Origin of the sequence: Azonexus sp., from assembly GCF_030824335.1 — a bacterium.
Classification (GTDB): Bacteria; Pseudomonadota; Gammaproteobacteria; order Burkholderiales; family Rhodocyclaceae; genus Azonexus.
Window position 1 is genome coordinate 25770 of record NZ_JAVBXX010000014.1, and the last position, 12482, is coordinate 38251.

Annotated in this window: 14 protein-coding genes; 4 read left to right on the forward strand and 10 right to left on the reverse strand. The window is 59.7% G+C overall.

Translation table 11 applies throughout. From position 1 onward, the window contains the following. Nucleotides 1–84: 84 nt before the first annotated feature. The 4 genes from RCI20_RS10165 (at nt 85) to RCI20_RS10180 (ending at nt 4474) form a co-directional block, all read left to right on the forward strand. On the forward strand, nt 85–1674 hold the full coding sequence (locus RCI20_RS10165; protein WP_306605092.1) for a helicase HerA-like domain-containing protein: 1590 nt from the start codon (nt 85–87) through the stop codon (nt 1672–1674). A gap of 154 nt (nt 1675–1828) precedes the next feature. Further along, the gene (locus RCI20_RS10170; protein ID WP_306605094.1) at nt 1829–2332 is read left to right on the forward strand and encodes a DUF2059 domain-containing protein; all 504 of its coding nucleotides are present in this window, start codon (nt 1829–1831) and stop codon (nt 2330–2332) included. A gap of 7 nt (nt 2333–2339) precedes the next feature. Next, nucleotides 2340–3239, forward strand: a complete 900-nt coding sequence (locus tag RCI20_RS10175; protein ID WP_306605096.1) for a LysR substrate-binding domain-containing protein — start codon at nt 2340–2342, stop codon at nt 3237–3239. A gap of 314 nt (nt 3240–3553) precedes the next feature. Further along, nucleotides 3554–4474 carry a branched-chain amino acid transaminase gene (locus RCI20_RS10180; RefSeq protein WP_306605098.1) on the forward strand — a complete coding sequence of 307 codons (921 nt, stop codon included), beginning with the start codon at nt 3554–3556 and terminating at the stop codon, nt 4472–4474. A 149-nt stretch (nt 4475–4623) separates the two neighbouring features. Here the strand turns inward: RCI20_RS10180 and RCI20_RS10185 are convergent, their stop codons facing one another. From RCI20_RS10185 to RCI20_RS10230, 10 genes are all read right to left on the reverse strand, one after another. Continuing rightward, nucleotides 4624–5508, reverse strand: a complete 885-nt coding sequence (locus RCI20_RS10185) for a LysR substrate-binding domain-containing protein (RefSeq protein WP_306605100.1) — start codon at nt 5506–5508, stop codon at nt 4624–4626. Between the two features lie 78 nt (nt 5509–5586). After that, nucleotides 5587–6012: a F0F1 ATP synthase subunit epsilon gene (locus tag RCI20_RS10190; protein WP_306605102.1), complete on the reverse strand. Its 426-nt coding sequence runs from the start codon at nt 6010–6012 to the stop codon at nt 5587–5589. A 25-nt stretch (nt 6013–6037) separates the two neighbouring features. Next, the gene (gene atpD / locus RCI20_RS10195; protein WP_306605104.1) at nt 6038–7441 is read right to left on the reverse strand and encodes a F0F1 ATP synthase subunit beta; all 1404 of its coding nucleotides are present in this window, start codon (nt 7439–7441) and stop codon (nt 6038–6040) included. A gap of 37 nt (nt 7442–7478) precedes the next feature. Next, on the reverse strand, nt 7479–8342 hold the full coding sequence (gene atpG / locus RCI20_RS10200; RefSeq protein WP_306605106.1) for a F0F1 ATP synthase subunit gamma: 864 nt from the start codon (nt 8340–8342) through the stop codon (nt 7479–7481). A 15-nt stretch (nt 8343–8357) separates the two neighbouring features. Then, nucleotides 8358–9896, reverse strand: coding sequence for a F0F1 ATP synthase subunit alpha (gene atpA, locus RCI20_RS10205; protein ID WP_306605108.1), 1539 nt, complete (start codon nt 9894–9896; stop codon nt 8358–8360). Between the two features lie 9 nt (nt 9897–9905). Continuing rightward, on the reverse strand, nt 9906–10439 hold the full coding sequence (locus tag RCI20_RS10210; protein ID WP_306605112.1) for a F0F1 ATP synthase subunit delta: 534 nt from the start codon (nt 10437–10439) through the stop codon (nt 9906–9908). Between the two features lie 5 nt (nt 10440–10444). After that, on the reverse strand, nt 10445–10915 hold the full coding sequence (locus RCI20_RS10215) for a F0F1 ATP synthase subunit B (protein ID WP_306605114.1): 471 nt from the start codon (nt 10913–10915) through the stop codon (nt 10445–10447). 42 nt (nt 10916–10957) lie between these two features. Beyond that, nucleotides 10958–11212, reverse strand: a complete 255-nt coding sequence (gene atpE / locus RCI20_RS10220; RefSeq protein ID WP_076097435.1) for a F0F1 ATP synthase subunit C — start codon at nt 11210–11212, stop codon at nt 10958–10960. Nucleotides 11213–11274: 62 nt separating this feature from the next. Further along, complete coding sequence (gene atpB / locus RCI20_RS10225) at nt 11275–12102, reverse strand: F0F1 ATP synthase subunit A (protein ID WP_306605318.1); 828 nt, start codon at nt 12100–12102, stop codon at nt 11275–11277. Nucleotides 12103–12104: 2 nt separating this feature from the next. Next, nucleotides 12105–12443, reverse strand: a complete 339-nt coding sequence (locus tag RCI20_RS10230; RefSeq protein ID WP_306605118.1) for an ATP synthase subunit I — start codon at nt 12441–12443, stop codon at nt 12105–12107. Nucleotides 12444–12482 lie beyond the last annotated feature (39 nt).

A 12482-nucleotide genomic window follows, 5' to 3' on the forward strand; every position in this document is an offset into this window, starting at 1 on the left:
AGTCTTTGTTGACACTCCCGGCAGTCAAACGGATCGCAATCCGGACTGCCGCAATTTTCGACCCATTCTTCGACCCATACTGCCATGTCCGAACCCCTTTACCTTGCCAAGTCCGATAACGACACCTATCCCGCGCTGCTGGCGCAGATGACCAATCGCCATGGCCTGATCACCGGCGCCACCGGCACCGGCAAAACGGTAACGCTGCAGACGCTGGCTGAACGCTTGTCCTACATCGGCGTGCCGGTGTTCATGGCCGATGTGAAGGGCGACCTGTCGGGCATGGGTGCCGCCGGTACGCTATCGCCAAAACTGCAGAAACGCATCGACGAACTCGGTATCGAAGGCTATGCCAATTACGCCAATACCGTCGCTTTCTGGGATGTCTTTGGCGAAAAAGGCATCCCCGTGCGCGCCACCATTTCCGACATGGGACCGCTGTTGCTCGCTCGCCTGCTCAACCTGAACGACACCCAGACCGGCGTACTGCAACTGGTCTTCAAGATTGCCGACGATCAGGGCCTGCTGCTGCTTGATCTGAAGGATCTGCGGGCGATGGTCCAGCATGTCGGCGACAACGCTGCGCAGTTCAAAACCGAGTACGGCAACGTGTCGACCGCATCAATCGGTGCCATTCAGCGCGGTCTGCTGACGCTGGAAGAGCAGGGCGGCGATCTCTTCTTCGGCGAGCCAATGCTCGACATCAATGACCTGATGCAGGTCGACAGCAACGGCCGCGGCGTCATCAATGTGCTCGCCGCCGAAAAACTGATCCACGCCCCGGCGCTGTACTCGACTTTTCTGCTCTGGCTGCTGGCCGAACTGTTCGAACAACTGCCGGAGGCCGGCGATCTCGACAAGCCGAAGCTCGTTTTCTTTTTCGACGAAGCCCACCTCCTTTTTGACGGCGCCCCCGCTGCACTGACCGACAAGGTCGAGCAAGTCGTCCGCCTGATTCGCTCCAAGGGCGTTGGCGTCTTTTTCGTCACGCAGAATCCACTCGACGTCCCGGAAAAAATCCTTGGCCAGCTCGGCAACCGCGTTCAGCATGCGCTGCGCGCCTTTACGCCACGCGACCAGAAGGCGGTCCAATCGGCGGCCGAAACCATGCGTGCCAATCCGAAATTCAACGCTGCCGAAGTCATTACAGAACTTGGCGTCGGTGAAGCGCTGGTCTCCTTCCTCGATGAAAAAGGCCGCCCCAACATCGTCGACCGCGCCTTTATCTTTCCACCGGCTTCACGGCTTGGGCCACTGACAGATGAAGAACGCAAGGCCTGCATGGACGCCTCGCCGCTACTCGCCACTTACGGCACCACCGTTGATCGCGAATCCGCTTATGAAATCCTGCGCGGCAAACCAACCGGCGCGAAGAAAGGCGGTCCTGGCGCCATTCCGGCACCCGGTGCACCAGCTCGACCCAATGCGCCAGCGCGCCCGCAACCGGCGCCGGAACCCTTGCCGGAACCGGTCGAAGCGTCCTCTGGTGGCTTGTTTGGTGGTCTTGGCGACATGCTTACCGGCACCACCGGTCCGCGCGGCGGACGCCGCGAAGGCGTTCTGGAAGCCGCCGCCAAAAGTGCGGCGCGTAGCGTCGCCGGAACGGTCGGGCGGGAAATCGGCAAACAAATTTTGCGTGGGGTACTTGGTTCAATTCTTGGCGGTCGACGCTGAAACGACCGCCAATAAAGGTCGCCCGCCGTCTTGGCGGTGGGCGCTGATCGCTCATTGGCCTTGAGTGCCCAAACGCCGGTTTTCCTCGCTTTTCCGGCGTTGACCGCAATACAATGACGGAACACGCCTTCGTCATAATCCAAGAGAGCCGCTCATGACCCGATTCCGCCTGCTGTTTGCTGCCCTGTCGTTCATCGCCACCACCGCTGCTGCCGAACCAGCCAGCGAAGCGTCGATTCGCGAACTGCTCTCCGTCACGCACGCACGCGAACTGGTCGATAGCACGAACGCGCAACTTGACAAGCAGATGAACGTCGGCATCCGCATCGCGCTCGGCGAGCGCAAGCCCACCGGGAAACAGCAGCAGGCAATCGACAATATGAAAAGCAAGATGCTGGTGGTAATGCGCGACGAGCTCGCCTGGGAACGGATGGAACCGCTGTACATTCGCATCTACCGGGAATCGCTGAGCGAGGATGAAGTCGCCGGCATGCTCAACTTCTACCGGACACCGGCCGGCCAGGCGCTAATCCGCAAGATGCCGCTGATGATGCAGAAGATCATGCCCGAGATCCAGGGCATGATGGGCTCGGCGACACCGAAGTTGCGGCAGGTCCAGCGCGAGTTCATGACTGAGATGAAGGCCGCCAGCGAATAGTCTGGCGATGCACGACCTGCCGCCCCTACACGCACTCCCCGCTTTCGAGGCGGCGGCACGCCTGGGCAGTTTCCTTGCTGCGGCACAGGCGCTGCATCTGACGCCGTCGGCGATCAGCCACCGTATCCGGCTGCTTGAGGCACACCTCGGTCAGCCGCTGTTCGAACGCCGGCATCGGGCAGTTGTGCTGACGCCGGCTGGGCGCCGCTACCTTGCCGTCGTCCGCGACGCGCTATTGCGCCTTGACGAGGCCAGCGCCCAGTTGCGGGCGCCACAGGTCGAGCGCTTGCACATTTCGGCGGCGCCGGCGCTCGGCAGCCGCTGGCTGGTCGGCCGAGTCGCCGCCTATCAGCAAAGCCATCCCGACCTCGAATTCATGTTATCGACGGCCACCAGCCTCGGCCCGTTACTCGCCGGCGAAGCCGATCTCGGACTGCGCTACGGCGAGGAGGAATGGCCCGGCCTGCTCGCTTGGAAACTGTTCGAGGAACGTATCTTCCCAGTCTGCAACCCGCAACTGGCGGCTGGACTAGCGGTGCCGGCTGATCTCGACCACTGCCGCCTGCTGCGCCACCCGCTGCTTTCATGGCAGCGCTGGTTCGCCGCCGCCGGGCTGACGCGGGGCGAGCCAGCCAGCGGGCCGCGTTACGAGGATGCGCTGCTGATGCTCGAAGGCGCCGCTGCCGGCCACGGCGTCGCGCTGATGGCCGGCAGCTTGGCACTCCCCTACCTGGCCGACGGGCGCCTGTGCCGCCCGTTCTCCACCGATTGCTCGGACCGCAGCTTCTATGTCGTCGCGCCACCGGCGATCCAGGAAAGGCCGGCGGCGATGGCCTTCATCCGCTGGCTAGTGCGCGATGCGCACGCCGATCAGATCGCGACCATACCAATCACCGCTAGACCGTAATCACCTCTGGCCCGACGGGATGGGGCCATGCGACCGCCATCTCGCCGCGTTCCCAGATCAGCAGCAGCGGCTGGATGAACAAACGCACCACAGCAGCGACGGACCATGGATACACACCGGTGAATTAAATTCATTCGATAAACAAATAATTCGTTTGAATTCATCTGTTGGCAACCGCATCCTGAGTACACCGCTCCTCTCCGCCGCGCCCCGCCCACCCGGCAACGGCCGCCTCCGGAACCTGCCGCGCCCACCCCCGCGCCCTGCGAACGACCAATTTTGCGGTCGACCCCAATATTTCGAGGAAAACCATCATGCAAGACAAGGACGGATTCATCTGGCTCGACGGCCAGTGGTTGCCCTGGCGTGACGCGAAAGTGCACGTGCTGACCCATACCCTGCATTACGGCTACGGCTGCTTCGAAGGCCTGCGCGCCTACGCGACGCCGGCCGGCCCGGCGATCTTTCGCCTCGACGAACACCTGAAACGGCTTGAGGATTCGGCGCACATCCTGGCGATCGAGATGCCGTTTGACCGCGCCGCGCTGACCGAAGCCTGCCGCCAGGCTGTTGCCCGCAATGGCCTGGCCAGCGGCTACATCCGGCCCCTGGTCTTTCTCGGTGCCGAGAAGCTCGGCGTCGATCCGGCCGGCGCGGCAACGCACGTCATGGTCGCCGCCTGGGACTGGGGCGCCTATCTCGGGCAGTCAGCGCTGGACAACGGCATCCGCGTGCGCGTTTCGTCGTACGCGCGGCATCATCCGAACGTGCAGATGTGCCGGGCCAAGGCGATCTCGATGTACGCCAACTCCATCCTTGCCGTGCGCGAGGCGCGGCGCGACGGCTACGACGAGGCGCTGCTGCTCGATACCGAAGGCTACGTCGCCGAAGGGTCGAGCGAAAACCTGTTCCTGGTCCGCGACGGCGAACTGCTGCAGCCGGAAACGACGTCGGCGCTCGACGGCATCACCCGCCGCACGGTGTGCACGCTGGCCGGCGAACTCGGCCTGGCGGTGCGCAGCAAGCGCATCACCCGCGACGCGCTGTACTGCGCCGACGAGGTCTTCCTGACCGGCACCGCCGCCGAAATCACGCCGGTGATCGAGGTCGACCGTAGAAGAATCGGCAACGGCCGCCCCGGCCCGCTGACCCGCCAGCTGCAACAGGCCTTCTTCGCCTGCGTACGCGGCGAGGATGCGCGCCACACCGACTGGCTGACGCCGATCCCGGGCTGATGAACAGCTGATTCGTCCATCATCGCGAGGAGCAAAGCGACGTGGCGATATAGAAATAACGGCCTGATCAATGCAGTGGATTGCTCCGCTGCTCCCGCCATGACGGCGCTATCGAGTTGATCAGCATCACCTTGATGCCGTCCTGAGTTTCAGGCGAGGCCCATCGTTGCCAGGTGTTCGAACAGCGCGCGCGCCGCCGGGCCAAGGGCGGCGCGTTCGCGGACGCACAGGTGGAGGTCGCGCGGCGCCCAGGCGTCGGCGATTTCCACCGTTTTCAGGCGGTCGACCGCAGAAACCGACGAGCGCGGCACCATGCCGATGCCGACGCCGGCTGCGACCATTCGGCAGACGGCGGCGAAGCTGCGCACCTGGATGCGCACATCGAGCCGGCCGCCAAGGCGCGCCGCGTGGTTCATCATGAAAGTGTGGATGGCGCTGCCGGCGTGCAGGCAGACGAAGGCTTCGGTCAGCACGTCGGCGAAGGCGATCTCGGGTTTTTGCGCCAGGGGGTGGTCGACCGCAACAATCAGCACCAGCCGGTCGCGCCGGTAGGGCGTCACTTCCAGCCCGCCGAAATCGCCCTCGGCTGCAACAACACCGATGTCTACCTGTCCGCTGGCAACAGCGCGGAGGATGGCCGGACTTGGCTGCTCTTCCAGGCTAACGCGGATTTTTGGATGCTCGCGCAGAAAATCGCCGAGATCCTCCGGCAGGAAGCAGTTGATCGCGTTGGTATTGCCGAAGACGGTGACCTGGGCATTCAGGCCGCTAGCGTAAGGCGCGAGATCGGCGTGCATCTGTTCAAGCTGAGCGAATACCTGCCGAGCATGGCGCAACAGCGATTCACCTGCCGAGGTCGTGGTCAGACCACGCGCATGACGCTGAAACAGCGCTACACCAAGTGTGGCTTCCAGTTGCGTCAGACGGTGGCTCGCTGATGATGGCGCCAGATGCACGCGCTCAGCGGCGCGGGTCAGGCTGCCTGTGTCAGCAATGGCAGCGACTAGCCGTAAGTCCGGTAGGTCGTAGTGCATGGCTTATCCGCCCGATGCAGAAAAATTCACGACAATAAAAAAGGCAGCCTAAGCTGCCTTTTTCCTGAACACTGATACTCAGTGAGTGTGCTTGCGCAGACGCTGAATTGCCTGAAGCTGAGCGATTGCTTGTGCCAGTTCCGACTCGGCTGCCGCGTAATCGATCTCTGCACGCCGATTGGCCAAGGCCTCCTCAGCACGCTTTTTCGCTTCAAGCGCTTTGGCTTCGTCAAGGTCATGGGCACGAATAGCGGTGTCCGCCAACACGGTAACCATGTTGGGTTGCACTTCCAGCATGCCGCCGGAGACATACACCAGTTCAAACTCGCTTTGATCCGGCACCTTGAGACGAATGGTGCCGGGCTTGATGCGGGTTAGCAGTGGGGTATGTTGCGGCAGGATGCCAAGTTCCCCGGACTCGCCGGGAAACACTGCGATTTCCACCAGACCGGAGAAAATGGATTCTTCGGCACTGACGATATCACAATGAACGGTCATAACCATTGCTGGCTCCTATGCTGAGGCCGCATTACTGCAGCGTCTTCGCCTTTTCGATAACTTCTTCGATACCACCGACCATGTAGAACGCCTGCTCCGGAATATGATCATATTCACCGGCGCAAATGCCCTTGAAGCCCTTGATGGTTTCCTTGAGCGGAACAAACTTGCCCGGGGAACCGGTGAAGACTTCAGCCACGTGGAACGGCTGCGACAGGAAGCGCTGAATCTTACGCGCACGGCTAACAGCCAGCTTGTCTTCCGGCGACAGTTCGTCCATACCCAGAATCGCGATGATGTCACGCAGTTCCTTATAGCGCTGCAGATTCATCTGCACGGCACGGGCAACGGCGTAATGCTCTTCACCAACGACCTGCGGGTCGAGCTGGCGGGAGGTGGAGTCGAGCGGATCGACAGCCGGGTAGATACCCAGCGAGGCGATGTCACGCGACAGCACGACCGTGGAGTCCAAGTGCAGGAAGGTGGTAGCAGGCGACGGGTCGGTCAAGTCATCGGCAGGCACGTAAACGGCCTGGATGGAAGTGATCGAGCCAACCTTGGTCGAGGTAATACGCTCTTGCAAACGGCCCATTTCTTCAGCCAGCGTCGGCTGATAGCCCACGGCGGAAGGCATACGGCCAAGCAGTGCGGACACTTCGGTACCGGCCAGCGTGTAGCGGTAGATGTTGTCGACGAAGAACAGAATGTCACGACCATCATCACGGAAACGTTCGGCCATGGTCAGACCGGTCAGCGCAACGCGCAGACGGTTGCCCGGCGGCTCGTTCATCTGACCGAACACCATCGCGACCTTGTCGAGAACGTTGGAGTCCTTCATTTCGTGATAGAAGTCATTACCTTCACGGGTACGCTCACCAACACCGGCAAACACGGACAGACCCGCGTGTTGCTTGGCGATGTTGTTGATCAACTCCATCATGTTGACGGTCTTGCCGACGCCGGCGCCACCGAACAGACCAACCTTGCCGCCCTTGGCGAACGGGCAGATCAGATCGATAACCTTGATGCCGGTTTCGAGCAGATCAACGGAGGACGACAGTTCGTCGAACTTCGGTGCGGCAGCGTGGATTTCACGCAGCTCGTCGCACTCGATCGGACCAGCTTCGTCGATTGGACGGCCGAGGACGTCCATGATGCGACCAAGCGTGCCCATACCGACCGGCACGGAGATGCCGGCACCGGTGTTGTTAACCTTCATGCCGCGGCGCAGGCCGTCGGATGAACCCATGGCGATGGTACGGACGACGCCGTCACCCAACTGTTGCTGCACTTCAAAGGTCAGACCTTCTTCGGCCATCCCATTGACTTCTGCAGCATCCAGCTTGAGTGCGTCGTAGACCTTCGGCATCGCGTCGCGCGGGAAGTGGATGTCCACAACTGCGCCGATACACTGAACGATGGAACCTTGACTCATATTCAAATCCCCAATAATTAAAAGCTTCGCGCTTCAATCAGACGGCGGCTGCGCCGCTCACGATTTCCGACAGTTCCTTGGTAATCGCTGCCTGACGGGCCTTGTTATAGACCAGCTTCAATTCACCGATAACGTTCTTCGCGTTATCCGACGCAGACTTCATGGCAACCATCCGGGCGGACTGCTCGGAGGCCATGTTTTCGGCTACGGCTTGGTAAATCAGCGCTTCGACATAGCGGAGCAAGAGATCGTCGATCACTGGCTGGGCTTCCGGCTCATAGACATAGTCCCAGCCCGGCTGGTGTTCAGCCTTGACGACGTCGTCGGAAAGCGGCAGCAGTTTTTCGAAAACCGGTTCCTGTTTCATCGTGTTGATGAAGCGGGTGTAGCCGATATACAGCGCGTCAATCTCGCCCTTCATGTAAGCGTCGAGTTGAAGCTTGAGTGGTCCGATCAACTTTTCCAGATGCGGGGTATCACCCAGCCCGATGACGTGCGAAACAACGTTCGCACCAGCGCGCTGCATGAAACCAAGTCCCTTGTTACCGATACAGGTTGCCTGGAACTTGATCTGCTGGCTATCGAGTTCCTTCATCTTGACCAAAATCATGCGCAAGACGTTGGAATTCAAGCCACCGCACAGGCCTTTGTCAGAAGTGACAATGACCATGCCGATCGATTTCTGCTCACGCGTTTCGAGGAACGGATGCTTGTACTCGGTCAGAGCGTGCGACAAATTGCCTGCAACGCGCCGGATCTTCTCGCCGTAGGGGCGGGCAGCCCGCATCCGGTCCTGCGCTTTGCGCATTTTGGATGCGGCCACCATCTCCATGGCCTTGGTGATCTTGCGCGTGTTTTCGACGCTCTTGATCTTGTTGCGAATTTCCTTGCCGCTAGGCATGGCGTTCTCCTAAGATCAGGCCCAGGTGCTCTTGAAAGCCTGGATGCCGGCAGCCAGTGCCTTTTCGGTGTCAGCGCTCAGGTCAGCAGTCGATTCCATGGTGTTCATGACTTCGCCGTGATTGGCCTTGAGGAAGCTGATCATTGCCTTTTCGCATTCCAGCGCGCGCTTGACTTCGACATCATCAAAGTAGCCCTTGTCAGCTGCGTACAGCGTAACGGCCATTTCGGAGATGCTCATCGGCGAGTACTGGGCTTGCTTCATCAGCTCGGTCACCAGACGACCACGCTCCAACTGCTTGCGGGTGGCTTCGTCGAGGTCGGAAGCAAACTGGGCAAATGCAGCGAGTTCGCGGTACTGAGCCAGAGCCAGACGAACACCGCCGCCGAGCTTCTTGATCAGTTTGGTCTGGGCAGCACCACCGACGCGGGAAACGGAAATACCGGCGTTGATCGCGGGACGGATACCGGCATTGAACAGGTCGGTTTCCAGGAAGATCTGACCGTCGGTAATGGAAATCACGTTGGTCGGCACGAAGGCGGAAACGTCACCGGCTTGGGTTTCGATCACTGGCAGTGCGGTCAGCGAACCGGTCTTGCCCTTGATTTCACCCTTGGTGAACTTCTCGACCCATTCTTCGGAAACGCGAGCAGCGCGCTCCAGCAGGCGTGAGTGGAGATAGAACACGTCGCCGGGATAAGCTTCACGGCCAGGCGGACGACGCAGCAGCAGGGAAACCTGACGGTAGCCCCAAGCCTGCTTGGTCAAATCGTCATAAACGATCAGTGCGTCCTGACCGCGGTCGCGGAAGTACTCACCCATCGTGCAGCCGGCGTACGGTGCCAGATACTGCAGTGCTGCGGACTCGGAAGCGGAAGCGGCAACCACGATGGTGTTGGCCATCGCGCCATGCTGTTCGAGCTTGCGCACGACGTTGGCAATGGTGGAAGCCTTTTGACCAATAGCGACATAGACGCAGAAAACGCCGGTGCCCTTCTGATTGATGATGGCATCGACCGCAACAGCCGTCTTGCCGGTCTGACGGTCGCCAATGATCAGTTCGCGCTGACCACGGCCAACCGGCACCATGGAGTCAACGCACTTCAGACCGGTTTGTACCGGCTGGGAAACGGACTTACGCCAAATAACGCCTGGTGCAACCTTTTCCAGCTTGTCGGTTTCCTTGGCGTTGATCGGACCCTTGCCGTCGATCGGCTGGCCCAGCGTGTTGACCACGCGGCCGAGGAGTTCCGGACCAACCGGCACTTCCAGAATGCGACCGGTCGTCTTGACGATGTCGCCTTCGGAGATGTGCTCGTATTCGCCGAGGATAACGGCACCAACGGAGTCACGTTCGAGGTTCAGTGCCATGCCGATGGTGTTGCCGGGGAATTCCAGCATTTCACCTTGCATGACGTCCTGCAAGCCATGCACGCGACAGATACCGTCAGTGACGGAAACCACGGTGCCCTGCGTGCGCACTTCCGATGCGCCCTGCAGGTTCTGGATCTTGCTCTTGATCAGTTCAGAAATTTCGGAAGGATTCAACTGCATGAAAATCTCCTAGTTGTTCAGTGCCACGGCCATCGCGTCGAGTTTGCCGCGGACTGAAGCATCCAGCATCTGGTCACCGACGGTGACCCGCACACCACCAATCAGACTCGTATCGATTTCGACACGGGCGGTCAGGCGGGTTCCGAAGCGGGGTTCCAGCTGTTGCAGCAGGGCAGCCACTTGGGTTTCGTCAATGGGGAATGCGGAATACACCACCGCCTCCTGGACCCCTTCTTCCTGGCTACGGGCCAGTTCGAAAAGCCGGGAAATATCCGGCAGGAGTGCGAGACGCCGGTTTTCGGCGAGGGTACGAACAAAATTGGCAAGAATTGGGTCCTTGTCGTCAGACAAAGAAATAAACAATTCAGCAATCTGTTCAACGGAGAGCCGGGGATTGCTCATGACTTGAGCCATGTCCCCGTCCTGGGCGATCAGCGCGAGCCGTTGCAGGCGTGCGGACCAGATGCCCTGTGCCCCGGTTTCCTTGGCCAGCTTGAAAGCGGCGTCGGCGTAGGGGCGAGCGATGGTGACGGATTCAGCCATAAGCGTTACAGATCCTGTTTGATCGTGGCCAGAATGTCGGAATGAGCCTGGGCATTGATCTCGCGACGCAGAATTTGCTCGGCGCCTTTGACGACCAGAGCCGAGACCTGTTCACGCAACTGCTCTTTGGCGCGGACAGCTTCCTGGTCGATTTCGGCCTTCGCACCGGCAACGATGCGATCAGCTTCCGTTTTGGCGGACAGCTTGGCTTCTTCAATCAGTTGAGCCCCACGCTTTTCAGCATTGGCGATCAGTTCTGCGGCCTTTTCCTTGCCTTCACGGAGAGCATCCGTAGAGCGCTTGGTGGCCAGTTCGAGATCCTGCTTGCCGCGTTCAGCAGCAGCCAGACCATCCGCGATCTTCTTCGCACGCTCATCGAGCGCCTTCACAATGGGCGGCCACACGAATTGCATCGTGAACCACGCCAGAATGAAGAACACAACGAGCTGTGCAAACAACGTTGCGTTCAGATTCACGGTGTTAGTCCTCTTCTAAAGGGTTGATCGGAAGAGGAGGGATTAACCTGCAACCAGTTGGAACGGGTTGGCGAAAGCGAACATCATGGCGATACCAACGCCAATCAGGAAGGCGGCGTCGATCAGACCGGCCAGCAGGAACATCTTGGTCTGCAGGGCGTTCATCAGCTCAGGCTGGCGAGCAGACGCTTCAATGTACTTGCCGCCCATCAGGCCAATACCGATACAGGCACCGATAGCGCCCAGACCAATGATCAGGCCGGCAGCCAGAGCAACAAAACCGAGAACGTGTTCCATGACAACTCCTTGCTAAGTTTAAGTAATGAAAAGGTAAAGCGAAAACAGGGACTACAGATAAATCAGTGACCTTCGTGCGCCTGACCGACATACACCAGCGTCAGCATCATGAAGATGAAGGCTTGCAACGTGATGATCAGGATGTGGAAGATGGCCCAGATCGAACCGGCGATGATGTGACCGACAAAACCGAAAACGGTCGCGGTCCCCCCCAGCAGCGCGATCAGCATGAACACCAGCTCGCCGGCGTACATGTTGCCGAACAGTCGCATGCCGTGCGAAACGGTCTTGGCGACGAATTCGATCATCTGCATGATGAAATTGATCGGGTAGAGCAGCGGGTGGCTGCCGAACGGGGCGGTGAAGAGCTCATGAATCCAGCCACCGAGGCCCTTGATCTTGATGTTGTAGTAGATGCAGACAAGCAGCACGCCAACCGACATGCCCAGTGCTGCATTCAGGTCGGCGGTACCGACGACGCGCTGGTAGTGGATGCCGAACATTTCGCCGATTTTCGGCAGCAGATCGACCGGCAGCAAGTCCATTGCATTCATGAAGAAAATCCAGACAAAGACGGTCAGCGCCAGGGGCGAGACGAACTTGCGGGATTCTGCGCTGTGGATGATGCCCTTGGCCTGCTCGGAAACCATATCAACGAGGATTTCAACGGCTGCCTGAAAACGCCCCGGCACACCGGAGGTAGCCTTGCGGGCTGCCAGCCAGAGGACAAAGACCGTGGCCAAGCCGAGCACGATGGAATAGAACATCGTGTCGATATTGATGACGGTCCAGTCAATCACGGACTTTTGTGCGTGACCGGTGGAATTCAGATGGGTCAAGTGGTGGACGATGTACTCGCCAGATGTCGGTGCTGCGCTACCTGCGGCCATGTTCATTTCTTCCAAAAGGCTAAAAAACCAGCATGCAAGACAATCGCCAGGCCAATCAGCAAGCTAGGCCAGTGCATCGCGGGGTATCCCTTGATGGCGATTGCCAGAATTCCGATGGTGGCGGCAATTTTGAGGAACTCGCCGATGAAGAAATTCGCCACATACGATGCCTCGGGGCGATTTTTCAACATACTCAGGCGAACCACGAAGAAAAGGTTGGGAAGAATGGCAGCCAATGCCGCAAAACCCACCGAGACAACCCCCCGCGTCCCTACCATTGCACCGGCCAAGATGGCTGTAATCACTGCTGCACCAAATTGCAGATATATCGCTTTTTTCATGGTGCCCTGCAATCGTTGACCGGCTGTGCCACACAGACC

What these genes read in the sequence shown, in the direction of transcription:
- RCI20_RS10165 (WP_306605092.1), top strand. Translation starts at nt 85, where the DNA reads ATGTCCGAACCCCTTTACCTTGCCAAGTCCGATAACGACACCTATCCC.
- RCI20_RS10170 (WP_306605094.1), top strand. Translation starts at nt 1,829, where the DNA reads ATGACCCGATTCCGCCTGCTGTTTGCTGCCCTGTCGTTCATCGCCACC.
- RCI20_RS10175 (WP_306605096.1), top strand. Translation starts at nt 2,340, where the DNA reads ATGCACGACCTGCCGCCCCTACACGCACTCCCCGCTTTCGAGGCGGCG.
- RCI20_RS10180 (WP_306605098.1), top strand. Translation starts at nt 3,554, where the DNA reads ATGCAAGACAAGGACGGATTCATCTGGCTCGACGGCCAGTGGTTGCCC.
- RCI20_RS10185 (WP_306605100.1), bottom strand. Translation starts at nt 5,508, where the DNA reads ATGCACTACGACCTACCGGACTTACGGCTAGTCGCTGCCATTGCTGAC.
- RCI20_RS10190 (WP_306605102.1), bottom strand. Translation starts at nt 6,012, where the DNA reads ATGGTTATGACCGTTCATTGTGATATCGTCAGTGCCGAAGAATCCATT.
- atpD (WP_306605104.1), bottom strand. Translation starts at nt 7,441, where the DNA reads ATGAGTCAAGGTTCCATCGTTCAGTGTATCGGCGCAGTTGTGGACATC.
- atpG (WP_306605106.1), bottom strand. Translation starts at nt 8,342, where the DNA reads ATGCCTAGCGGCAAGGAAATTCGCAACAAGATCAAGAGCGTCGAAAAC.
- atpA (WP_306605108.1), bottom strand. Translation starts at nt 9,896, where the DNA reads ATGCAGTTGAATCCTTCCGAAATTTCTGAACTGATCAAGAGCAAGATC.
- RCI20_RS10210 (WP_306605112.1), bottom strand. Translation starts at nt 10,439, where the DNA reads ATGGCTGAATCCGTCACCATCGCTCGCCCCTACGCCGACGCCGCTTTC.
- atpE (WP_076097435.1), bottom strand. Translation starts at nt 11,212, where the DNA reads ATGGAACACGTTCTCGGTTTTGTTGCTCTGGCTGCCGGCCTGATCATT.
- atpB (WP_306605318.1), bottom strand. Translation starts at nt 12,102, where the DNA reads ATGGCCGCAGGTAGCGCAGCACCGACATCTGGCGAGTACATCGTCCAC.
- RCI20_RS10230 (WP_306605118.1), bottom strand. Translation starts at nt 12,443, where the DNA reads ATGAAAAAAGCGATATATCTGCAATTTGGTGCAGCAGTGATTACAGCC.